Below are 24,051 nucleotides of genomic sequence, written 5' to 3' on the forward strand. Positions count from 1 at the left end.
AAGTTTTTCTCTTGCAGGGAACCGCCTTCGCGTTAGAATCAATTCCAGACTTCTCATGAAACTATCCACTGAAACGTATCTTTTATCTCCCGCATTGGAAGAAGCGATCCTTCTCGCCGAAGTAACCTCTCGTCCTTTACTTTTAAAGGGAGAACCCGGAACTGGCAAATCTCTTTTAGCCGAATATCTCGCGGACCAAAGAAAACTTCCTCTATATACTTGGCATATCAAATCTATCACCCAGGCGAAAGAGGGTTTGTATTTTTATGACGCGGTTTCTCGATTGAATGATTCTCGTTTTTCAGAGGACTCCGAAAAAGTAAAGAATATAGAAAACTACATTCGGCTTGGTGCGCTTGGAGAAGCGTTTAGTCTGGATAAAAAATCGATCGTTCTCATCGACGAAATAGATAAGGCCGACATTGAATTTCCGAACGATCTACTTTTAGAGCTGGATCGAATGGAATTTTTCATTCCCGAAATTTCGAAACGTATTCAAGCAAAACATCGTCCTTTGACTATTATCACTTCCAATAACGAAAAGGAACTACCTGCGGCTTTTTTAAGAAGATGTATTTTTCATTATATAGAATTTCCGGATCCAGAATTTATGAAAAAGATCATTCTTTCTCATTATCCGGGGGTGGGTCATACGTTGCTCATCAAAGCTCTCGAGATGTTTTACCTCATTCGGAGAATGGACGATTTGAAAAAGAAACCGGGGACAAGCGAGCTTTTGGATTGGATTCAGATTTTAGTACACCAAGGAGCGGTCTTAAAAGACGAGATTCGAATTCCGTTTCTCGGTGCGCTTATAAAAAATGAGGAGGATCTGAGATTATTCAGAAATTAAAATGTTTATCCCATTTTTTTATAGGCTTAAGGCGGAAGGGATACCGGTTACGACGGGAGAATTTTTGGATTTTCTGAAAGTTGTGGATCATTATACAACTTATCAGAAGGTATGGATTGATCTGAACGAACTCTATCGCTTTTCCAGAGCTTGTATGGTAAAGGACATCAAGTATTTCGATTCCTTCGATCTCGTTTTTTCCGAAATTTTCGGGGAAAAGGGTGCGCTCAAACCCGAATTGAAACAAGATTTATTGGATTGGCTGAATCAGATATTTGATAATCCGAATAAACTTCCTCCTTCTCTGATTCCGCCGGATCAACTTTGGGAAGAATTTAAAAAACGTCTCGAAGAGCAAAGGGGAGAACATCACGGGGGAAGCAAGTGGGTTGGAACCGGAGGATCGTCACCTTTTGGACACGGAGGAAAAAATCCGGAAGGAGTCAGGGTGGGTGGGGAGGCGGGAAATCGTTCCGCGGTTTTTCAAGCATTAGAAAGACGTTATAAAGAATATAGGACGGACGAACAGCTTGATGTACGTCAGATCAAAACCGCTCTCAAAAAACTGAGAAACTTAAGAAAAGAGGGCGTATCCGAGTTTCATCTTCCAAAAACGATCGATTCCACTTGTAGAAATGCAGGTGACATTCAGATCGAGTTTGAGCGTTCCAGAAAGAACGGACTCAAGGTTCTTTTGCTGATGGATACGGGAGGAAGTATGACTTCCCATGCGGAAAGGGTCAATAAGCTCTTTTCAGCAAGTCATCAGATAAATCATTTCAAGGAATTTCATTATTATTACTTTCACAATATCATCTACGATGCGGTTTATTCGAAGGCGAATATGAGAACCCCGATTTCTCTACAGAAAATTTTTAAAAAGCACAGTGATGACACGAAGTTGATTCTTATCGGTGACGCGTACATGGCTCCTTATGAGTTGCTCGATCCCGCATATGGTTTTTATCACAGTCGATTCCGGATGGATTTTCGACTTCCTGAAAATCCGGAATCCGGCCTGGATTCCTTAAAACGAATTCGAAGACATTTTCGGGATTCGATATGGTTGAATCCGGAACCGATCAAATATTGGGACGCGCCTACGATTCGAGAAATCGGAAATCAAGTACCAATGTATTTTTTATCCTTGGACGGATTGGAGAAAGGAATTAAAAAACTTCTCAATTCGCTCTAAAAACTTGTCTCAAAGTCTGAAGAGCAATTAAATTAACGTGAATTCTGTATAACAAAATGCGAAAGCGATTATATGTTTCGATCGTAGAGAGCCGTAACCAACCCCACAAGTTAAGAAGGCTTTCGGGATCATAAGAATCAAAAACTGATATTTTTGGTAGTGTTCCGACAAGAATGAGGCTTTTTACTTGCAAAAAGTATGATTTTCTAATAGAGAAAAATCTCCCGAACCTTTCCACCTCCACCCCCACCCAAAAATAAGGGTGGGAACTAAGTTTCACAGAGGATTTGTCGGAATTCCGACAGATTTATCTTCGGATCCAAGTATTTGTGGGGTTGGCTATATTAGAGAGCAACACTTTAGTTTCTGATTCGCCCAAACTTTCTTAGGCCGAACTCACGTTAAATTACGATTTTTGAATTTATGAATGGGTTCCCGTTCGTAATTTCAAAAGAAAATAAAGGGTTTGAATGTGTGGAACTTCTAAACCTTTTTTCTCTCCGATTCGAATTGCGTTTCCGAGAATTGCTTCCAGTTCCAAAACCCTCCCAGCCTCGAAATCCAAAAGCATACTTGTCTTATATGGTTTCATCGTCTCAGTCATTCGGAGAAAAGTTTCTATTTGAATATCGGCTCCGGCCCCTAAAACTAAAATTTGAAACAATCTATTCGACCTATGAGAACTTTCTTTCTATTTTCTTTAAGATTTCCGTGATCGCCTGAACGTAACCGTCGTAAACTCCGCGGTCGTATTCTCCGAGAGAATGGTAATTCAGGCTTTGCATTTCTTTTAGATGGTTCCTTAATTCCTCGTACACGTAGTTCTTACGTATATAAAGAGTTTCAAATACTTTAGGATGCATCATTCACCTCTTTTTTAGAATATAAGAAAATCAGAAAATTCAATGTAAAATCATCGTTCGGTAGAATTCGGATTTTAGCCACGCATTCGCCCGTTTGTAATCCGAAAATTTTTTTTCGAATATTTTGAATTCCTTACTGTGGATAACGTTTCTTCCCTTTTTTCGAGTGACCGGAAAGTAAACGTGCAACAACTCGTGGAACACGATATATTCTAAAACGAAATTTGGGACGGACTCGAAGGATAAAATCGGGTTAATTACGATCATTTTATGTGTCGGATCATAGTGGCCGAGTCTTGTGGTCGACTTAGATTTTCCCCAAAAAATTTCGAGATCGGAAATATCTATCCTCAAATAGGATTCGTTGACGTTTTCTAGGATCAATCTTAGTTTTTGATTTTGAATAGGGGAACGTTCGATTCTCTTTTTGTTTTTGTTCGTACGATTTTTTTGTGTTGTATGACTTTCGTAAAATTTTCGGATCACGGATTCCAATTTATCCGGGATCGGTTGTTTTAGTAACTTATATAAAAGAAGGTCGATTACGGCTTCCAAATTTCCCGGTTCCGACTTCAAATAAAACGAATGAATTTTGAATTCGAGCTTTCCGGAAGAAATACGGATGGAACTTCCTAGGTTAGAATAGGGAAAAAATTTAGCTTCGATTTTTTTCCCCATTAAAAGTTCTCCTCTCGGAAGTTTACGAAATTCGAATGTTCTTTTTTCCAACAGATTTAGTGCAGCGGATTTTATAGATTCTTCGTCCAATTTTTCGAAAGTGGAAGACATGAATTTTAATTTCCGAAGTAATCTTGTATTCTAGAAAAAGAGTCGTTTACGGTTTTAGAGGACGAGATTTTAGTCGAAAAGAAATTTTGCGATGCGGATTTTCCGGGCATCAGTTTTAATTCGTAGACTTTTTCTGGAGATTGAATCTCGCTCAAAAAACGGGATAGTTTTGTATAATATGGCCCGGATCTGGAATGAGCCAGAGAAGGTCTTGTGAAATATAACTCTTTTCTGGCTCTTGTAATCGCCACGTAAAAAAGTCTTCTTTCTTCTTCGGTGTCGGTGTTTTTGCTCGAGGGAAAAACTCCTTCGGTTGCATTTAAAATGAAAACGAGATCGAACTCCAATCCCTTTGCGGAATGTACAGTAGATAAATGGAGTAGATCGGTTTCGGTATTATCCGGTTTGATTTTATCCAAACTTAGGGACGCGTGATCCATCGTAAGGTCCGATAAAAAATCCCCAAGCGAAGTATATTTTAAAGAAAATCCTAGAACAGAATCTAAATCTTCAGATCTTCGTTTGGAATCGTCGTAATTTTTTTCCAAAAGAACTCGGTAGTAGTCGATAAAATCCGAAGTGATCTTTTTTACCTCCGAATTGGTTTCCCTGTGTTTTTGATAGAGATGATAAAGGGGAGAAATATATTTATCGATTGCGGTTCCGTTTTCTTCTAAAAGAACTTCGAAAGAACCGGAGGATTTTCGGATCTTATCTAAAATACTGTTAGCCTTAGAATTTCCAATTCCGGGGATCAGTTTTAAAATTCGAACCCAAGAAACTGAATCCAGGGGATTGAGGAGCAGTTTTAAAAAGGAAAGCAGATCTTTGATGTGAGCTGTTTCTATGAACTTTCTTCCCCCGAATTTTACGAATGGAATATTCCGTTTCGCGAGAACAAGTTCGAGCTGATTCGAGTTCCATCCGGCGCGGAAAAGGACACACATTTTTTTAAAGGGAATACCCTCTTCTTTTTTTTGTAGAAGAATTTCGGTGATTCCTTCGGCTTCCTCCAATTCGTCTTCGAATTGTAGAACGCTCGGAATCGATCCATTTTCGTTGTCCGTAAAAAGGTACTTATCGTATTTTTCGGAAAAGTTTTGAAGGACTGCGTTTGCGAGGTTTAAGATCGCAGTTGTACTTCTATAATTTTTTTCCAAAAAAATCGTTTTTGTATTCGGAAATATTTTAGGAAAATCTAAAATACCGCGCACGGAAGCTCCGCGAAACGTGTAGATACATTGAGCGTCGTCACCGACTACCATCAAATTAGAATGTTCCGAAGCTAGAAGACAGGCGATATGTGCTTGGACCTTATTCGTATCTTGAAATTCATCCACCATGATGAATCTGTATTTTTCGGAAAGCGCGTTTCTGACTCCCGGATGATTGGTAAGAAGATCTCTAGTAAAATAGAGTAGATCGTCGTAATCCAAAAGGGATCGCTCTGTTTTATATGATTTATAGTCTTCGAAAATTTGGGAGATATCTTTTGTTCTTTGTAAAAATAAAGGATAATCTTTTTCTAATATAGATTGGAGAGTTTTTCCCGTGTTTTGAATTTCACCGTAAATGGAAATTAAGGTTTCATTGGAAGGAAAGCGGGATTTGGTTTTGCCAAAATCTTTTTCGTTTCTTAAAAATTGGAACACGTCTAAGGTGTCGGAGTCGTCCAAAATCGTAAAACCGGAGGATATTCCGAGAACCGGGGCAAATCTTCGTAGAACTCCGCTACAAAAAGAATGAAAAGTTCCGCCTTGAACCTCCGCACACCTTTTATCTCCGATAGAAGATGCTCTGAGAAGCATTTCTCTAGCGGCTTTGCGAGTAAATGTCAAAAGTAGAATGGATGATGTCGGAACTCCCGAGGAAACTAACTGCGCCAATCGGCTGACGATGGTTTTTGTTTTGCCGGTTCCGGCACCTGCTAAAACAAGCACCGGTCCTTCCTGGGTAAGGACCGCTTCCAATTGAGCGGCATTTAATTCTTCTTTCCAAAACATGAATGAATCGGTAACGACTCTCAATGGTGGTGGTGATGACCGCCTTCTCCGTGAACGTGTCCGTGTGAGATTTCTTCTTCGGTGGCTTCACGAATTCCAGTCAATTCGACGTCAAAAACTAGATTTACTCCTGCAAGAGGATGGTTTCCATCTACGATAACTGATTCTTCCTGAAGTTCGGTGATCGTAAAAACCTTATCCGGCTCGTCGGTTTGAAACATCATTCCTACTTGTAAATCTTCGTTGGGTGGGAATTGGGATCTAGGCACGTCAAAAACAAGATCTGGATCTTTTATGCCATAAGCCTTCTCTGCGGAAACGTTGATTTTTTTCTTTTCGCCGGTTTCCATTTTTTTCATCTCTTCTTCTAGACCGGAAATGATATGCCCAACTCCTTCCAGATAAGAAAGCGGAGCTTTACCTTCGGAAGAATCGATTAAGTTGCCTTCGGTATCGTGAAGGATGTAATGGAAAGTAATCACTCTAGTTTTCATAGATAGCTCCAAATGGGGATAAAATAAAAATTCTGGTAGGAATCAGTTAGAGAAAAATACCGGAATGTAGACCATTTTCAGAGTAAATTGAGTGCGGTTTAACTCAATCAGAATTTTATTTTAGAATTTGGAATCACAGTGAAAATTAGATTCATTTGTTCTCGTTCTCTGAGAAAGGTTTCGATTCGATTGGATAAAAAGAACCAAGAATCTTGAATGAAGATTTCATAAAACCTTGCAGAAAATGGAAGATAACCGTTTTCTGCAAGGTTTGAATCTCCAGTGTGATCTAAAAGTAGGTTATAGGAAATAATTAAAACATTTTTTTCAAAACCATAGGCCAAAGCGGTTTCTAAAACTTTCTGAGGTTCGTAAATTGGAATTTTTCTTTTGGATCCGTTTTTCGTTACAAATAAAAACGGCTGGTTTGACTTCGAGGAACTAATTGCGCCCGAATATATTTTCATACCGTTCTCTTCATCCTAAAAGCTAAAAATTCCGGGATGGAATCCAAACCCTCTCCTTTCGCAGAAAAAGATTGGATTCGGATTCTATCCCAGCAAACGAGCTGGCATTAAGAGATATCCGGAAGAGCGGAACAATTAATTTTCCGGAATTATTCTTTCCTGCAAAGCTGCCCGAATCTTCGTTAAAGAATGGATTAACTGTGTCTTTTTGATTTATTTTGAAATAAATTCAACAAAAATTTCTTATAATTTTACTGATATTTTATTTTTTTTAAATTTGGGTCTATTTTTGAATTCTGTATACTTTCAACTTGTAAACAGGTCTCTTTTTTGGGGGAATTTTTAGGTGCTTGAATTTCAAGTCCATCGGTTCTCAAGGCAATTTTTTCAGAAAAGAAACGAACAAGTCTTAAATTCTCGGATTTCTTCGCTAAAAACAAAACGAGCCTGGATAACTTCAAATCTCCGGGATTTTGGATCGAAGCCCTTGCGTATTGAAAACAAGCCTTTTGAAATTCTCCTTTTTGAAGGAATTTGCTCCCTTCTCGGACCAATGCTTTGCATTCGGAAAGACTTTTGTTGGAACCGGTTTCGAAACCGGTTTGAATTCTTAAAAAACTCAAGTCGTCCGAAAGAACACCTTTTTCAGTAATTTTAAATTCCAGATCTTTGGGTTCCGGTATGGAATGTCGGACCAACTCGAAAAATAGATCCGGAACCGAAGATTTTAGCTTTCGAGAAGAACACAATGGATCTTGCATATATAAATCTTCTCTTCCGTCCGAACCGTAAAGAATTGTGTCCTCCGGCAAAAGTTTGTAGTATTCGATTTTTACCTTTGTATCTGATGAATCGGGAAAGCCGATCTTTCGTATAATGGCTCTTTCGAAAATATAACTCGTTTTCCCGTTTCGAGAGAGAATGATCGGAGGATGTTCGCAATTGATAAAGAATAAGTCCCCGGTTTCGATTTGGTATAAGGAAAGAATTCCGGAAACGAGCATACTTCCATCAAAAGATTCGAAAACGGCCTGAAGATTGGAGTGGAGAAGAAAAAGCCAATTCTCCGGATTTCTGAATTCATAATCCTGAGTTTGTAGAAAACTTTTTACGACGGAACAGAAAATTAACGCTCCACTTGCGCCTTGAAGAGATTTTCCCATCGCGTCTGCGTTGATCAAGACTTGATACGGAATACCCGATATGAAGACCTGTTCGTTTAACACAATATCCCCTCCAATTTCGTAAGCCCGATTTTTAAATTGGAAACTCTTAAACTGTTTTCTATGAACATCAATCCGCGTGAGATCTGTTTTGAGGCTTTTGGATAGAAAGGGTTGAAACAGAAGGGTGATTAAAAAATAGTCCCCATCTTGTTGTTCTTTAAGACTTCGAATTTCCTCCAGACTCGAAGAAAGCTCTTGGGTTCTATTTCGAATCGCAGTTTCCAAAACCCGATTCCAAGACCTTAATTTTTCTTTCATTTTTACGAATTTGTTCGCGAGAATCAAAGTTAAAAAAAATAAAAACCCAGAAACTCCCAATCCGGAAAGACGAGCAATTTCGAACATTCCCCTTTGTGAAAATACGTCGATTCCTACGCAGATCAATAAAAATAGTATTCCAGAAAGAATCATCCTGGATTCGAAATTTTTTTTCAGATTAGGAAAGAGAATTTTAAAACTAAAGTAGACGAACCCGATCCAAGAAACCTGAAGAACATATCGGTTGATTGTATCTAAATGCGAGACAGTTTGTGCGAACAGGATCCAGATGAATATCACCAAGGTTCCGATTTCCAAAAGAGTGTGAAATCCGGTGCGTGCCTTTTTAAAAAGAGAGTTTAGAAATCTGCAAAAAAGGGGGAATAAGAACACAAGAAGAGAATATTCAATTTTCTTTAAGTAAAGAATTTTCCATTCGGTGAAATATTTTAAATCCGAAAGGAAAATTTGAAATAGGGCGAATAAAATCAAAAACAATCCGAAATAAAAATTTTCTTCTCTCTTTTTTTCTCTCAGGGAAAGAAATAAAAAAAATCCGCCGATTAGAAAAAAGGAACCTGACATCAAAAGCCCGCCGATTTCGCGAAGATAAAATCTTTTCCAAATTATCCCGGAGGGACCGATTTCAATCGGTCCGGAAAGAATCCCGTATTCATAGTCGAAGTAAGGTCGAACGAAAACGAGTATTTCGTTTTTTTGTAGGATTCTTTTTTCGGAAATTGAATAGATTCTGGTTCGATCGTAACCTTGAGGTGTTGAATTTTGATAATCCGCATACAACTCTTCTGAAAGCTCTTGTCCGTTCCATCGGACCTGCGCATGATCCGAAATTTTTCCTAAGGTAATAGAAAGTGGGAAATCGATGGAGGTCTTCAGTTCAAAACGTTTTCGAAGTACAATCGAATCCGTCGGAGAGTTTACGAAATTTTTTAGATTGGACGGAACGGAAACGGTTTTCCAAAGATCCAAATCGGATTCGTTTTTAAATAGACTTTGAGCGGAACCAGTATATATTTCCCAGGAGCCGGAAAGATCCTGAAAATCTTTCTCGTGAGTTGAAGATGCCAAATCGGAATAGCATTCGGCGAAAAAAGTTGAGATGGAAAGGACAAAGATAAGCTTGTAGAACAAGGAATTCTCCTCCTACTCGTAAACGGTTTTTGTCGACTTAAGAGGAGAACTAAAATGAAATGAAAAAAGTCGGAAACGGTAGTTTTAATTTACTCCGATTCCGATCGCCGCCTCAAATCCTTCCAACATCGCACGTTTTGCATCGATTCCGGAAGCATCTTTTGCACCTCCGATCAGATACGACGGAATTTCCGGGGATTTCTTCTTGAATTCTTCGTAAAGGGAAACCTCGCTGAGTTGTCCCGCACAAAGAATAATAGAATCGCATTCGATCGTGATCGGTCCGTCTTTTTTGGTTTCAACGACCAGTCCTTGATCCGTGACTTCTTTATAATTGAGAGAAGTGTAAAATCCAACATCTTTCGATTCCAATTCTTGAAGTAAGGCCCAGGCGGTTGTCGCTCCGAGTCCGGATCCGATTTTTCCGGATCTTCGAAAGATGGAGACCTTGCGATTCGGTTTTTCTTTTTGGATCTGTGCGTTCGTATAAGATTTTACATTGTAGCGATGGAAGTAGGAATCGATCGTAGGAGAATCTTCTTCCGTAAGCTTATGGGCTACGTCACAACCAATTCCTCCTCCTCCGATAATTGCCACTCGATTTCCCGGTTTGAATTTTCCGGAAAGATAATCTGCGTAGGAAGCCGTTTTCTTTTTTTCCATTCCCGGAAGGGAAAATTCCCTTGGTTTGACCCCAGTCGCAAAAATGACGGCGTCTGGCCTGAGTTCTATAATGCTGTCTAACGTGGCGTGATGACCGAATTGAATTTCCACTCCTAAGTTTTTAAGTTCGTTCTTGAAATAACGAATTGTTTCGAAAAATTCCGATTTCCCCGGAATTTGTGCGGCGAGATTGAGTTGTCCTCCGATCCTATCGGTTGCTTCCAATACGGTTACTTTATGGCCTCGGATCGCACTGATTCTTGCCGATTCAAGTCCCCCAGGTCCGGAACCGACTACCACCACGTGTTTTTTGTCCGCTACTTTCAATTTACCGATTTCAAGTTCTCTGTTGGCGGAAGGATTGACCAAACAGGAGACCAATTGTTCTTTGAATGTATGGTCCAAGCAGGCCTGGTTGCAGGCGATGCAGGTATTGATTCTTTCTTCTTGATCCGCTCGGATCTTGTTTACAATATCAGGATCTGCTAAAAAAGGTCTTGCCATGCTTAACATATCTGCTTCTTGATTTTTTAGAATTCGAGTCATAACTTCCGGCATATTGACTCGGTTCGATGCGATGATCGGAATATCCTTGATTTTTTCTTTGATCTTTCCGGAAATTTTTGCCCAGGCCCCTCTGGGAACGAGCATGGAAATTGTGGGGATTCTGGATTCGTGCCAACCGATTCCTATGTTCAGCGCATCGGCGCCTGTCGCTTTTAGTTTTTCAGCGAGAATGATCACTTCTTCAAAAGTCGGATTGCCTGGGATCAAATCAATTCCAGACATACGATAAATAACCGGAAAATCTTTTCCCACCTTTTTGCGTACGTTTTTCATGACCTCGATCGCAAAGTTCATTCTTTTTTCGGGACTTCCACCAAAGAAATCCTCTCTATGATTTGTAACGGGAGAAAAAAATTGGTTTATTAAGTAACCTTCGCTTCCCATCACTTCTACGGCACCGAAGCCTACTTCTTTCGCTTTGAGCGCAGAGTCTCCGAAATCTTCTACGGTTTTCCAGGCTTCTTCTTCGGAAAGGGCTTTTGGAATAAAGCGGTTGATCGGCGCTCTTAATGCAGAAGGAGCGACTAGGTCTCTATGATACGAATACCTTCCTGCGTGAAAGAGTTGAGCACAAAAAATTCCTTTTGGTTTGAGTGTGTTTGCCACGACGGATAGTTCTTTACAGTCCTCTTCCTTCTGAAAATTAAAGAAAATATTGGCTCCTCTTCCTTCGTGGTTGACGGCGATTCCTCCCGTCGTAATAAAACAAACGCCTCCGTCAAAACGTCTACCGTAGAATGCGATCATTCTTTCCACGGGCATCGGCATTCCTTCCAATCCCAAATGCATGGAGCCCATAATAACTCTGTTCGGAAGAGTGATCGAACCGATTTGGATCGGTTGGAAAATTTCTGAATATTTCATAACAAACCTTTTTTATGGAGAATCTTTCCTTTCTATCTTGAAAACGGATTCGAAAACGGGCAAGAGAATTATTTCACCATCGGTTTAATCTTTAAAAATCGTTTTCGATTTTTATGCAGATACATCACGGCATTTTATACCGATTTTATTTGATATCAAATAGCTTGTCTGAACCTTGTTCGGTGAGATGTATTTTTTTCGGATTAGGATCGGTGCCGATCGAAGCGCGAGAATCGGAGACGAGATCAATATTTGTATCTTATCGAAGTATCGGATAATTTTTTGAGAATTCGTCATCCGCATTAAAAGTTAGGTTTCTGTTCTGATATTAAGATTCGTTTCAGCAGGACGATTTCTTGCATGATAACTCTTTGTTTTTTTGCCACATTGACCATGAGATCCAAGCGAGTTCAAGTAGATCTTGCATATTATAAATATTGAATTTTTTGACAATCGTGATTTGACAGTTGATTATGTGGTTTTCAAGGTAAAGATTTTGTTCATTGTTTCTTTGAGTCTTTCAATTTGTATTTCTTTTGTTGCGTTCGTTTTGGGTTCTGAAAAATCTATAGAGAGAGGCGAGAGACTTCGATTTAATATTCTGATTAAATTTAGATGCATGTATGAATACTTAAGTAATTTATTATAGAGTATTTTTTGTTAAAATATTCAAAGTATGTAACTTGTTATCGGTTCGTTCATGGTCTATAATTTATTATAATTTCAATTATAGAGAGGTTACGCATGATTCAAACCGACTTGCATATAAAACAGGACTTTCTGACTCCAAACCCACATAGCAGACCGGGTGATAAAATAAAAGAAGTGAAAGGGATCGTGTTGCATTGGACGGCTTTACCGAAAGCTACGGCTCAGAACATTCGTGATTATTTTGAAAGTTTGAAAGCTCCGGAAGGTCGTTTTGCAAGCGCGCATTTTGCAGTAGGACTTGTTGGGGAGATTGTACAATGTATTCCTTTGGATGAAATCGCATATCATTGCGGTAGTAAAACTTACACTCCTGAAAAAGAAAAACGTTTAGGTCCGGATAGTCCTAATTTTTATACGATCGGAATTGAGCAGTGTGTTCAGGATATGATGGGAAAGTTTACTGAAAAAACTCTAGATAGTGCGGCTAGACTTACCGCTCAGCTATGCCTTAAATACAACTTAGACGTAAACGACCTGTGGACACATCAAGGTATAGTCGGATGGAAAGATTGTCCTCGCTGGTATAACACTCACCCGCAGGACTGGATTGGCTTTAAAAAAAGAGTGGACGATCTATTGAAAAAACGACATGAAAATTAAAATATAATGATTCATCGTAGTAGAGTATTCAAAAATAATTATTTTTGAATACTCTACGCTTAAAATCGATTCAGCGCAGAAATATAGGCTCTGGAGCAAGCCTCGATGATGTCCGTGGAGCTTCCTTTGCCGACGACCCGATCTCCTTTGTATTGCAAAGTCACGGAAGCTTCCGCCATTGCGTCTTGTCCTTCAGTGACGGGAGAAATAACGAGTCTGGAAACTTCCGGGTCCATTCCGGTCGTTTTCTGGATCGCTTTATAGATCGCGTCTACCGGGCCGTCCCCCGTAGAGGATTCTTCTCTGACATGTCCGTCGATCAAAATTCTCACACCTGCGGTTGGAGTACTTTTGGTTCCTGTGGAAACAGTAAAACCTTCCAATTGAAAACGGTCTCCCGTAGACTTTCTGGTTTCTTCGGAAAAAAGAGCGCGAATGTCTTCGTCATAGATTTCCTTTTTTCTGTCCGCAATTTCCAAAAACCTTTGGTAAGCGGCTTCTAGCTCTTCCGCTTGAGGAGAAAAGCCTAGTTTTACGATTCGATCTTTGAATCCTGCACGACCGCTATGTCTTCCAAGAACCATTCTGTTGGAAGAAAGTCCGACGGTTTCGGGTTTCATAATCTCGTAGGTTTCTCTGTGTTTGATGACTCCATCTTGATGAATCCCGGACTCGTGTGCGAAAGCGTTTGCTCCTACGATCGCCTTGTTCGGTTGAACCGGCATTCCCGTAATCGTCTTTACGAGATAGGAAGCCCGTGCGATTTCTTCCGTTTTGATCCGAGTCTGAATCCCGAACGTGTCTTTTCTAGTTCGCATTGCCATGACCACTTCTTCCATGGCGGTATTTCCAGCTCTTTCTCCGATACCATTGATTGTACATTCTATCTGGCGAGCACCGTTTTGAACTGCCGCCAAAGAGTTTGCGGTGGCAAGTCCTAAATCGTTGTGGCAATGTGCGGAAAAAATCGCTTTTTCAGCCCCTCTCACGTTTGTAAGCAAGAATTTAAAAAGACCGCCATATTCGGCCGGGGCGGTATAACCGACTGTATCCGGAATGTTGATCGTAGTTGCACCGGCGGCGATGACTGCTTCGCAGAGTTCTCTTAAAAATTCTGGTTCACTTCTGGTTGCGTCTTCGGGGGAAAATTCTACGTCGTCTACGAACTGTTTACAGAGAGTTACGGCCTCTACGGCCATTTTTAAAACTTCTTTGGGCTCTTTTCCAAGTTTGTATTTCATGTGGATCGGAGAGGAGGCAATGAACGTATGAATTCTTCTTTTTTTTGCGGGTTGTAGGGCTTTAAACGCGGCTTCAATATCGGCTTTCATGGCTCTGGCGAGAGCAGCAATGATCGGTCCTTCCGTTTCTCTTGCAATTCTTTCCACGGCTTGGAATTGAACGGGAGAAGAAATTGGAAATCCGGCTTCTATAATATCCACTTTCATCGCTGCAAGCTGAGCTGCGATTTCCAATTTTTCGTTTTCCGTCATCGCGGCTCCGGGACATTGTTCTCCGTCTCTGAGAGTGGTATCAAATATGCGAACGTGGTCCTCTTGATCTACTGCCATATGATTCTCGCAAAAAAATTCTTCTTCCAGTTTTTTGGGTTTTATTCCTTAGACAACCAATTAAACGAATAGGAATTCGCATTCTTTTAAAATGGAAATAATGAATTGAAAAATCGCGATTCCTTTTTTAGAATGATCGTCTTTCTTAAAAAAATGATCCGATTTTACGCTTCCAATTTTCAATCCACCGATTGTTCCGTTTCCGCAAACCTTTACTCTGAACTTTTCGGTTGGAAGATTCTTTCGAGTTCCCGTTCTCATGCAGAACTTGTCTGGATCGATTCAGGAATTTTAATCTTCAGCAAAGAGTCTAAAAATTGTCCCGTCAATCCCGGAACCTTAACGTTTCGAATAGGGAAAGGAGAATGGGAGAACGTAAAGGTTCTTTTACTTTCCAGAGGATTTACGATTGAGGTTCAGGATTCGAAGTATATTTCTGTTTTGGATCCTTGGAAAAATCGGCTTTGGTTTTATTTCGAAATGTAGGAGATTGGCTCTCCTTCGAGTTCAAGTGTATGTAATAAATTTCAATGTGGGTGGGAATGACCGTGTTCATGGAGTCCATGAGAATCTGCGAGCGGTAATCCTTGGATTTTTTCAGTTAGATTCGGAGTCTCGCACTGAATGGTAACGTAATCGATCCCAAATTCCGATTTTAAGATCCGGTTGGAATTGAAAATGATTTCTTCCGTATCTTTTATATCCACAACCGAAACTTTTAAAGTACAGGCATAAACTCCTCTGGTGATCGCCCAAAAATGATAATCCAAAATTTGATGGATTCCTTCGATTTCACGAATGTGTTCTAGAATATGCAGAATTTCGAATGTTTGAGGGGCAGATTCTAAGAGAATGGAAATACTTTCCTGAAAAATCACCCAAGCGGAACGTAAAATCAAAATCGAAATCAAGATGCTGATCAAAGGATCAATCCAGTTCCAGTTTGTAAGATAAATCAAAATGGAACCGATTAAAACACCCGCAGTTGAAAGAAGATCGTTTAGAACGTGGATATAAGCCGATTTGATATTGATGTTTTCGGCGCTAAAGCGAAACAAAATCCAAGCGCTGATTAGGTTGAGAACAATTCCTAAAACACTGTAAAAGATCATAGGAAAACTCAAAACATCTTTTTGATTTTGAAATCTTTCCGTGGCCTCGTAAAAAATATAAACCGAAATCCCGAAAATCAAAATCGAATTGAGAAGAGAAGTTAGTATTTCGATTCGATAATAACCAAAGGAAAATCGATGATTCGGTTTTTGAGAAGCGAGTAGTACGGCGATCAGAGATAAGGACAATGCGATCACATCCGTAATGATATGACCCGCGTCCGCAAGAAGGGCGATACTTCCGCTTTGAATTCCCCCGAACAACTCTACGAGAAAGATGGAAAAAGAGACTAGAATCGCAAGCAGGATCGATCTTTTCAGCCCTTTCTCCTGGCTTCTTTCCGCATGATGAAGTTGAAAAAAATCATCCATCAACGTGGAACGACTACAATATCCACTCTACGATTGAGAGCTCTGTTTTCAGGAGTGTCGTTGGACACGATCGGCTGGAATTCTCCATAACCCGCTAGAGAAAAGTTTCTAGGATCTAAAATTTTACTTTCTAAAAAGTAATGAAGTACGGAAAGAGCCCTTTCTCCGGAAAGTTGCCAGTTGTCGGAGAATTTTCTGGTTCGAATCGGAACGTTATCCGTATGACCTTCTATGATGATCAAATTTCCCGGATAATTTCCCAAAATTTCTTTGATCTTATCCAAAGCCGGGAGGATTTGTTTTTTTAAGTCGGCCGAGCCGGAATCGAAGGAAATTCTATCGTCGATATTGATGACGAGACGATTGTGAAATCGTTTGAGGCGGATTTGTCCTTTTTTGATTTCGTCGCCAAGTTTGTTTTCTAATTCGTTCGCCTGATCCGCCAGACGATCCAATTCTTTTTTCTGATTTTCCGAAAGATTCTTCAATCTGGAAATTTCGTCGTTTAATGCAAGAATTCTAGCTTCAAGATTCGTAACTTTTTTCTCGTATTCTTTTTGAAGAGCCTCGACCTTTTTTTGACAAGCGGCTTTTTCTTGTTCCAATTCATCCTTTAAGTTATCTAGAAGATCTCTGAATTTTTTGCCTTGTCTTTCACTTTCCTCGATCAGTTCTTTTTCTTTACTAGAACTTTTCGATTTTAAAACCGCGATTTGATTTTCCAATACCTTAAGTTTTTCTTCGTTCAGGTCGTTGTCCTTCTCTCTGAATTCCTTTTCTCTCGAAAGCAATTCGTCCAAAGATCGGATTTTAGAATCGAATTCCAAACGTTCTTTTTTGGAATTTTCGGTTTCGTTTCTGTATCTGGTTCTCAGAGAATCTAACTCGATTTCCAAGGCGATTTTCTCGTTATACACCTTGTTGTATTCCCAGGGATAATAAAACGCGTCCGCGGAAACTGGATTTATGGAAAGAATTAAACAGAAGAAAAAAAGGAAATGGAATTTCAGAAACGACTTCATCGTGATTGCACTTTCTTTCTAAGATGGGAGCGGTTTATGATCGGGTCAAATGAAAAACTCCTTTTTTGGGGCTTGTTTGGAAATTCATTGATCGGTCTGTTCGGTTTTCAATTCTGTTCACTAAAAACCATTCTTGGAGAGACGTTTATGGAAGAAAGAGGAATCGAACACGGATTATTTTCGGAAAAAGCGAATCCTTCCTCTCAGGAATGGATCGAATTTTTCTCGGAAAAAATCAAAGCCGGAGAAAATTCTTTTTTAGATCGTTTTCTCAAACGGAATCATCCCGCGGACATAGCGGAAGTTTTGGAAAAATTAGAGGAAGACGAGGCATTTTCCGTATTCAAACGGTGCGATTCCGAGTTGCAGAGTTCGATTCTCGTCGAGTTCGATGAGGAATTCCAAGCGGACTTAATCTCTCGTTTCCAAATGAAGGAAATTTCTCCGATTTTGGAAAATCTAGAGACAGATGAGTTATCAAGCCTGATCTCCGAATTTCCAAAAGACAAAGCCGAAGAAATATTAAATTCCATCGACGAAGAGGATTCTTCCCAAGTCAGAAAACAACTTACGTTTCGGGAATATTCCGCGGGACGTTTGATGAACACTTTGTTCGCTTCGGCTGTGGAAACCGATACGGTTCGAAAGGCGATCATCAAACTCAGAAAGATCGCGAGGGATACGGACGATATCTATCATTTATACATCACGGACGAGAATAACATACTAAAAGGTTACGTAAAACTAAAGAACTTATTTTTGGCACCGCTCAATACAAAAGTAAATCGTCTGATGAAAACCGGATTCACTTCGATTCATTACGATACCGATCAAGAGGAAGTCGCGAAGATGTTTCGTAAGTATGATCTGGTCTCTGTCGCGGTACTCGACGATCTCGGAAGAATTTTGGGAAGAATTACGGTGGATGATATTTTGGATATCGTTCATGAAGAGGCTTCGGAAGACATTCTTCGTTTGGGAGGAGTATCCGAAGAGGAGAGGTTATCTTCTTCCGTTCTTACTTCGGTGAGAAGGAGGATGGTCTGGCTTTTGATCAATTTGGGAACGGCTTCTCTTGCGGCATCGGTCGTTTCCTTTTTCGGAGGGACGATCGAAAAATACGTGCTCTTGGCTTCTCTCATGCCGATTGTCGCGGGTATGGGAGGAAACGCGGGAACACAATCGATCACTTTGATTGTGCGAAATCTGGCGACCGGGGATCTTACCACCGGAAATTGGAAATCCGCCATAAGAAAGGAAGGACTTGTAGGAATTCTCAACGGATTTATGGTTGGAATTGTTGCGGGTCTAATGGTTTATTTTTTTACCGGAAATTTCACTCTTTCTATGGTTATGTTTATGGCTTTGCAGGCGAATTTGACGATTGCGGCGGTAATCGGGACTTCGATCCCATTGCTGTTGCGCGTTTTGGGAATCGATCCTGCAATCGCTTCCTCGATTTTTGTAACTACCTTTACAGACGTGTTCGGTTTTTTCTGTTTTTTGGGATTGGCTACAATTTTCATTCAAATATTGTGATATTTTAAAATAAAGATAATCGGGGCTTGTCCTAGTCATATTCGAATTTTTTAATCAGAAGTCAGTTTTGGGGAAACAGAAATCAATGTCCATTTTAAAAAAAATAATCTTATTTTGGGGAACGAGTTTCGGTTTATTTTGGGTCCTTTCTTGTTCCAGCGCAGAAATTTCGGAAAACAAAAAGGTAAGATATGAATCGGTTCCAAATCCTGCCGGAGGAAACGAAATCGTATTAGACGAGGAAGGAAAAGAAGTTACTTTGAACACGGGTGATCCGGATTTTTTTTTGAGGCCCTCTAAAGATCCTCTGGAGTATTTCCGAGTCTATATTTCAAGCGATAGCTATCAATTGCGTCAATTGAGGGGTTCCAAATTTATCAAAAGAAAAGTGGATAAGGGCGGAGACGCCCTTATCAGCGAAGAGTTGGTCCGTTTTAACAAAATCAATTTTATAGACGATGGGATTATCATCGTCGTGTTAAATGGAAATACAGGGGCTTTTGAGACGATTCGTTTTAATACTAGGGTACCCAGAATCAACGACCTTGCTAAGATCGTTCAAAACGACGTGACTCGTTGGATTATGGAACATTCTGAAGAAAAGCCAGTCGTTACCAAGTTTCAGATCCACTATTCTTTGGAGTTAAAAAACAAAACGGGTAGCACTCGCGACGCGGTCAAAGAAGAACTAAAAAAAGAAGTTATTCGTAGGAAATAATTTTTTCAAATTACGTTTTAGAGAATTCTAAAACTCTAATATTCTTTGATTTTGCGAGATTTTTAAGTAAATTCTATGTCCGCGCAGATCGGATGTATCAAGTCTAACGGTTTGTTTTGATTGAATATATTCGAACGAAATCAATTTGGATTTCCATTGTATTTTTTAGTTTCTCATCTCAGTCCGATGATTTTTACGAATCTATAAATTCATCGAGATCGTTTCTAAACGTACAAACTCCGACGATCCTTGAAAGAGATTTTTTTCTTTATTTTTATCATTTTCGGGTTTCTGAGTTTAAAATAACCCTTAAGTAGAAAGTGAGTAATTCGGATTGTAGAAAGTTGGTTGAATAACGTAAGATTAACGTGAGCAGGGTCGTAAGAAAGTTTGGGCGAATAAGAAACTAAAGTGCAACGACTCCCTGAACTCAGGCGCAGAGCTTTCCTGAACTCAGCAAACACCTTCCTATGGGTCGGTGTTTAGGTCGCTCTGCGGGTCGTCGTCGCAGCTTGCGAATTTCATAGATAAAATAGCTCGCGACCGCGCTTTAACTCAATGTTGCTGCCTACGATCGCAACATAATGCTCCAATTCCTTCGGAATTTAACTCAATGTTTCTCCCTACGGGTCGAAACATATAATCGCTTTCGCATTTTGTTATATCGAACTCACGTTAAGATTATATTTTTTAAAAAAAAGTATACTAGCATACTGCAAAAATTTTTCGTTTTTTGTCTCTTCCAAAAGATGGAATCAGACACTTTATTTCATCTTAAAACGTTATTGCGCCTTAAATGGGATGAAATATTGAACTTTCGACGATAATTTCTTTCTAAAAATATATCTATCCGAGTATAGAAGATTATTAAGAATAAATTTTTTATTTTAGAAAAATTGACTTCTTTTAAAATAATTATGTTACACTTTTTTATTAAAACGAATCTAATTATAAATTTCAGTAAAAAGAGTTTGAAATTCCATTTAATTTTTGATACTTTTATGTCCTTATTGCCCGAGATAAAGTTGGGTGTGACTTTGAAGTGATTTCGGGATGGAATTAGAAATTTATGATGAATTCGACCGATTTAAAACAAGGTGAATATCGGCTCATTTTTGAGTCGCTTCCCGGACTTTATTTGATCCTTATTCCCGATCTTCGAATTGTCGCAGTAAGTGAATCATATCTGAAAGCAACAAATACAAAGCGGGACGAGATTCTCGGTCGGGGAATTTTTGATGTTTTTCCAGATAATCCTTCGGATCCGAATGCGGACGGCGCGGGTAATTTGTACGCTTCTCTTTCACTCGTTTTAAAGGATAAAGCTCCGAATACAATGGCAGTTCAAAAATACGACGTTAGAAGACCCGAATCGGAAGGGGGTGGATTTGAAGAAAAATACTGGAGCCCGATGAATTCTCCTATCTTCGACGAAAAAGGAGAAGTGATTTATATCGTTCATAAAGTGGAAGAGGTTACCGAGTTTGTTCGACTCAAGAACAAGGGGAAAGAGCAAAATAAACTCACGGAGGAACTTAAAAATCTGACGGCTTCCATGGAAACCGAAATTTACCAAAGAGCTCAGGAGATTCAGAATAACAATAAAAAACTTCTCAGGCTCAATGAAGAGCTAACTCAGAGAGAAAGAGAGATTCAGGAGGTTTACAAACGTTTGTTTGATATGGATCAATTGAAATCTCAGTTCTTTGCCAACGTGAGTCATGAGTTAAGGACACCTTTGACTTTAATCATAGGTCCGACTCGAACCTTGTTGAAAGATCAAAAAATTTCCGCGACTCAGCGTGCATTTTTAGAAACCATAGAGAGAAATTCCTATACACTTCTAAAACATGTAAACGATCTTCTGGATCTTTCCAAATTGGAAGCCGGCAAGATGACATTACGATATTCGAATGCAAATCTATCCGATATGATACAGGACATAGCTGCCCATTTCAATTCCGTAGCCAACGAAAGAAATATAGATTTTGTGTTGGATCTTCCTAAAAATTTTCCAATTCAAATAGACGTTCCTAAAATGGAGCGGATCATTTTAAATCTCATTTCAAACGCGTTTAAATTCGTTCCCGATTCCGGTAAGATCCATTGTACTTTAAAAGCGGAAAGTGCGATGGCTTTCATCTACGTTGCCGATAACGGTCCAGGAGTTCCGGTTCATCTGAGGGACCAAATTTTCGAAAAGTTCAGACAGGGAGAAGAGGGCGATTCCCGTTCTTTCGGAGGAACGGGGCTTGGGCTTGCAATTGCGAAGGAATTTGTGAATCTCCATCTTGGTTCTATAGGAGTTTTTGACTCTTTTTTTGGCGGGGCGCTTTTTAAGGTTCAGATTCCGATTTATGCTCCGATTCATGTCGAAGAGATTCAACAACCGATCGAAACGGAAGAATTGATTCCCGCCTTGATGAGTGATATCAATGAATTGAAGAAAAACAAGGTCGAAACGAAGGGATCGTCCACCATTTACAATCGTCCCAAAGTTTTGATTGTGGAAGACAACGCGGAAATGAGGGAGTACGTTTTCAATACGTTATCCTCTGATTTTAATCTTTGGGTTGCTTCGAACGGGAAACAAGGTTTAGAAAAAGCGATTCTTGAAAAGCCGGATGTTATCGTTACCGATATTATGATGCCCGTGATGAGCGGGGATCAGATGGTGAAAGAGATCCGAAAGATTCCGGAACTTTCCGGTACATATATTCTTTTTTTAAGCGCAAAGTCCGACCAAAATTTCAGGATCAAACTTCTTCAGGAAGGGGCGCAGGATTATCTTATCAAACCGTTTACTCCGGAAGAGTTGAGCATAAAAGTTCACAATTTTGCCGTATTAAAGAAAACGATCGAAGCTTTAGAAAACGCGAACAGAGATATGGAGTCTTTCAGTTATTCCGTATCGCACGATCTTCGCGCTCCGATTTTAGGGATAGAAGGTTTTCTCCAAATCGTCTTGGAAGATTTTTCCGAAAAAATGGATTCAGAAGCGTTAAGATTGCTGAAGACCGTACAAAAAAACGTGATCTTTATGGATAATCTTATCCAAGACCTTTTGAACTTTCATAAGATCTCTAAGGTAGATCTGAATACTAGAATCGTCGATATGAATAGGATGGTCGAGGAGGTGATCGCAGCCGTTCTTCAGAATTATCCGAAAAAGAGTTATTCGTTTCAATTGAATGAATTGCCGAACGCTCTTGCGAACGGAAGCACTCTCAAACAGGTATGGATGAATCTGATTTCAAATGCGGTCAAGTATTCGTCTACGAGAGAATGTCCTATGATCAAAATTGGTTTCGAGGAAGTCGATGGATTTAACGTTTACTTCGTAGAAGACAATGGGGTCGGTTTTAATAAGACTTATTCGAACAGATTATTCAAGGTATTTCAAAGACTGCATACACAGGAAGAATTTGAAGGGACCGGAGTTGGTTTGGCAATTGTAGCGAGAATCATACAACGTCATGGGGGACAAGTATTTGCAGAAGGAGAGGTGAACAAAGGTTCCAAATTTTCATTTACTCTTCCGAAACTTTCGGAGAACGAAAATATTTATGAAGGCATCATAAAAATATAAAAAAATGGTATAAACATGAATAGATGGAAATTCCTTTTTTTAGAAGACTCCTTAGTTGATTTGGAATTAATTCAAAGACAGTTGAATCGCGCTAAGATTGATTACTACCCGATTCATGTCAGCGATTCGGAAGGATTCTCACAGGCGATCCTGGATCAAAAACCTCATCTAATCCTATCCGATTTCAGTCTTCCCAAATACGATGGGTTTTCAGCCTTGAAGTTGGCTAAAAAAATCTGTCCTACAACGCCGTTCATATTCGTTTCGGGAACTTATGGAGAAGACGCGGCCATACAAACGCTTACCATGGGCGCGACTGATTACGTTCTCAAGGACAGAATCGAAAAACTTCTTCCTGCAGTACAAAGGGCCTTACACGAATTAGAAGATCATGAATTACGAATCAAGGCGGAAAAAGAAAGATACGAGTTGGAAGAACAGCTTAGACAAAGCCAAAAATTAGAAGCAATGGGCGTAATGGCGGGAACCATGGCGCATGAGATTAACAATCCTTTGATTGCGATTTCGGAATATGCGGCAATAATAGCAAAAGGGGAAGTGGACTCCGATAAAACAAAACAATTGGCTTCCAAGATTCGGGACGAAAGCGCGCGAATCTCTACCATTATGAAAAATCTTCTTCGATTTTCCAGAGACGATAAGGGTTCGCTTCGTCCCGTGGAAGTCGGCGAGATTCTTGTGAAACTGGAATCGATTACACAACAAATTTTTAAAATGAATCGAATTGACGTTTCTTGGAAAAACGTTGAACCGGGTCATTTGATTCAATGTAGGGAAGGGCAGATCCTTCAAATTCTTGTAAATCTTGTGAACAATTCCGTAGATAGTCTGAATCAAAAATATCCGGAATATGACGAAGAAAAGAGAATTATCTTAGAAAATTCCATCGTAGTAGAGGATAACAAGAAATATGCGGAATTTGCAGTTCAGGATTTCGGTACAGGAATTCCGATTGATATTCAAAAATCCGTTTTTAAAACCTTTTTTACTACGAAGGCGGCTGATAAAGGAACTGGCCTGGGTTTGTCAGTCAGTTTAGGAATCGCAAAGGAACACGGAGGGAATCTTAACTTTGAAAGCGAGCCTGGCAGATATACTCGTTTCTATCTAAGGATTCCGGTCTTTGACCCGAGCATCCAATAAGCTTTGTCAAAACATATTCTGTATTTCTTAAGCAAGAAAAACTTTTTCTTAAAACAGAAGTGTTCCCGCACTTTGGTGATTCAATTTGTGAGAGATTTACTGCTTTGCAACCGCTGGCAAGAGCGATTGTGCTTAAAAAACACAGATGAAAACAATTGATTGTAAATCAATTCCTTAACGACTTTCGATTAAAAATCGAAAAGAATTTGATTGCGAGTTTGTCTCTAACCCGTCGAGCGCTCATAGAAGGCGAGACGCC

18 protein-coding genes and 1 pseudogene are annotated in these 24,051 nt (G+C 39.7%); 8 read left to right on the plus strand and 11 right to left on the minus strand.

Features of this window, described 5'->3' with window-relative positions; genetic code table 11:
* Positions 1–55: 55 nt before the first annotated feature.
* Positions 56–853, plus strand: coding sequence for an AAA family ATPase (locus LEP1GSC062_RS08300; RefSeq protein WP_010578148.1), 798 nt, complete (start codon positions 56–58; stop codon positions 851–853).
* A 1-nt stretch (position 854) separates the two neighbouring features.
* Positions 855–2,048, plus strand: a complete 1,194-nt coding sequence (locus tag LEP1GSC062_RS08305) for a hypothetical protein (protein WP_010578149.1) — start codon at positions 855–857, stop codon at positions 2,046–2,048.
* A 421-nt stretch (positions 2,049–2,469) separates the two neighbouring features.
* Here LEP1GSC062_RS08305 and LEP1GSC062_RS08315 read toward each other — a convergent pair.
* From LEP1GSC062_RS08315 to LEP1GSC062_RS08350, 8 genes and pseudogenes are all read right to left on the minus strand, one after another.
* Positions 2,470–2,673: pseudogene (locus LEP1GSC062_RS08315) on the minus strand (ketopantoate reductase C-terminal domain-containing protein); the annotation flags it as partial.
* A 49-nt stretch (positions 2,674–2,722) separates the two neighbouring features.
* The gene (locus LEP1GSC062_RS08320; protein WP_010578151.1) at positions 2,723–2,911 is read right to left on the minus strand and encodes a hypothetical protein; all 189 of its coding nucleotides are present in this window, start codon (positions 2,909–2,911) and stop codon (positions 2,723–2,725) included.
* Between the two features lie 39 nt (positions 2,912–2,950).
* Positions 2,951–3,700, minus strand: coding sequence for a SprT family zinc-dependent metalloprotease (locus LEP1GSC062_RS08325; RefSeq protein ID WP_020983917.1), 750 nt, complete (start codon positions 3,698–3,700; stop codon positions 2,951–2,953).
* A gap of 5 nt (positions 3,701–3,705) precedes the next feature.
* Positions 3,706–5,703 (minus strand): ATP-dependent helicase, encoded by a 1,998-nt coding sequence (locus LEP1GSC062_RS08330; RefSeq protein ID WP_020983929.1) that lies wholly within the window; start codon positions 5,701–5,703, stop codon positions 3,706–3,708.
* 20 nt (positions 5,704–5,723) lie between these two features.
* On the minus strand, positions 5,724–6,197 hold the full coding sequence (locus LEP1GSC062_RS08335; RefSeq protein ID WP_002631490.1) for an FKBP-type peptidyl-prolyl cis-trans isomerase: 474 nt from the start codon (positions 6,195–6,197) through the stop codon (positions 5,724–5,726).
* Between the two features lie 107 nt (positions 6,198–6,304).
* Positions 6,305–6,664, minus strand: coding sequence for an LIC14007 family protein (locus tag LEP1GSC062_RS08340; protein WP_020983945.1), 360 nt, complete (start codon positions 6,662–6,664; stop codon positions 6,305–6,307).
* 251 nt (positions 6,665–6,915) lie between these two features.
* Positions 6,916–9,300, minus strand: coding sequence for a SpoIIE family protein phosphatase (locus LEP1GSC062_RS08345; protein WP_020983930.1), 2,385 nt, complete (start codon positions 9,298–9,300; stop codon positions 6,916–6,918).
* An 84-nt stretch (positions 9,301–9,384) separates the two neighbouring features.
* Positions 9,385–11,394, minus strand: a complete 2,010-nt coding sequence (locus LEP1GSC062_RS08350; RefSeq protein ID WP_039941560.1) for an oxidoreductase — start codon at positions 11,392–11,394, stop codon at positions 9,385–9,387.
* A 744-nt stretch (positions 11,395–12,138) separates the two neighbouring features.
* On the opposite strand from LEP1GSC062_RS08350, the gene LEP1GSC062_RS08355 reads away from it, so the two are divergent.
* The gene (locus LEP1GSC062_RS08355) at positions 12,139–12,705 is read left to right on the plus strand and encodes a peptidoglycan recognition protein family protein (protein ID WP_010578153.1); all 567 of its coding nucleotides are present in this window, start codon (positions 12,139–12,141) and stop codon (positions 12,703–12,705) included.
* Positions 12,706–12,764: 59 nt separating this feature from the next.
* Here the strand turns inward: LEP1GSC062_RS08355 and LEP1GSC062_RS08360 are convergent, their stop codons facing one another.
* A complete protein-coding gene (locus LEP1GSC062_RS08360; RefSeq protein ID WP_020983898.1) occupies positions 12,765–14,276 on the minus strand; it encodes a 2-isopropylmalate synthase in 1,512 nt (503 codons plus the stop codon).
* Positions 14,277–14,429: 153 nt separating this feature from the next.
* On the opposite strand from LEP1GSC062_RS08360, the gene LEP1GSC062_RS08365 reads away from it, so the two are divergent.
* Positions 14,430–14,762, plus strand: coding sequence for a hypothetical protein (locus LEP1GSC062_RS08365; RefSeq protein ID WP_010578155.1), 333 nt, complete (start codon positions 14,430–14,432; stop codon positions 14,760–14,762).
* A 41-nt stretch (positions 14,763–14,803) separates the two neighbouring features.
* On the opposite strand, the gene LEP1GSC062_RS08370 is transcribed toward LEP1GSC062_RS08365, so the two are convergent.
* Positions 14,804–15,760 (minus strand): cation diffusion facilitator family transporter, encoded by a 957-nt coding sequence (locus tag LEP1GSC062_RS08370; protein WP_010578156.1) that lies wholly within the window; start codon positions 15,758–15,760, stop codon positions 14,804–14,806.
* Positions 15,760–16,782 (minus strand): OmpA family protein, encoded by a 1,023-nt coding sequence (locus LEP1GSC062_RS08375; protein WP_020983921.1) that lies wholly within the window; start codon positions 16,780–16,782, stop codon positions 15,760–15,762. The genes LEP1GSC062_RS08370 and LEP1GSC062_RS08375 overlap by 1 nt, the downstream gene beginning before the upstream one ends.
* 147 nt (positions 16,783–16,929) lie before the next feature.
* On the opposite strand from LEP1GSC062_RS08375, the gene mgtE reads away from it, so the two are divergent.
* From mgtE to lvrB, 4 genes are all read left to right on the plus strand, one after another.
* Positions 16,930–18,321, plus strand: a complete 1,392-nt coding sequence (mgtE, locus tag LEP1GSC062_RS08380) for a magnesium transporter (protein WP_039941580.1) — start codon at positions 16,930–16,932, stop codon at positions 18,319–18,321.
* An 85-nt stretch (positions 18,322–18,406) separates the two neighbouring features.
* Complete coding sequence (locus LEP1GSC062_RS08385) at positions 18,407–19,039, plus strand: LA_2219 family laminin/E-cadherin/plasminogen-binding protein (protein ID WP_020983944.1); 633 nt, start codon at positions 18,407–18,409, stop codon at positions 19,037–19,039.
* Between the two features lie 1,069 nt (positions 19,040–20,108).
* Complete coding sequence (gene lvrA / locus LEP1GSC062_RS08395) at positions 20,109–22,628, plus strand: hybrid histidine kinase/response regulator LvrA (protein ID WP_020983951.1); 2,520 nt, start codon at positions 20,109–20,111, stop codon at positions 22,626–22,628.
* A 15-nt stretch (positions 22,629–22,643) separates the two neighbouring features.
* The gene (lvrB, locus tag LEP1GSC062_RS08400) at positions 22,644–23,792 is read left to right on the plus strand and encodes a hybrid histidine kinase/response regulator LvrB (protein ID WP_020983926.1); all 1,149 of its coding nucleotides are present in this window, start codon (positions 22,644–22,646) and stop codon (positions 23,790–23,792) included.
* The last annotated feature ends 259 nt before the right edge of the window (positions 23,793–24,051 follow it).

Origin of the sequence: Leptospira alexanderi serovar Manhao 3 str. L 60 (assembly GCF_000243815.2) — a bacterium.
GTDB classification, from domain to species: domain Bacteria; phylum Spirochaetota; class Leptospiria; order Leptospirales; family Leptospiraceae; genus Leptospira; species Leptospira alexanderi.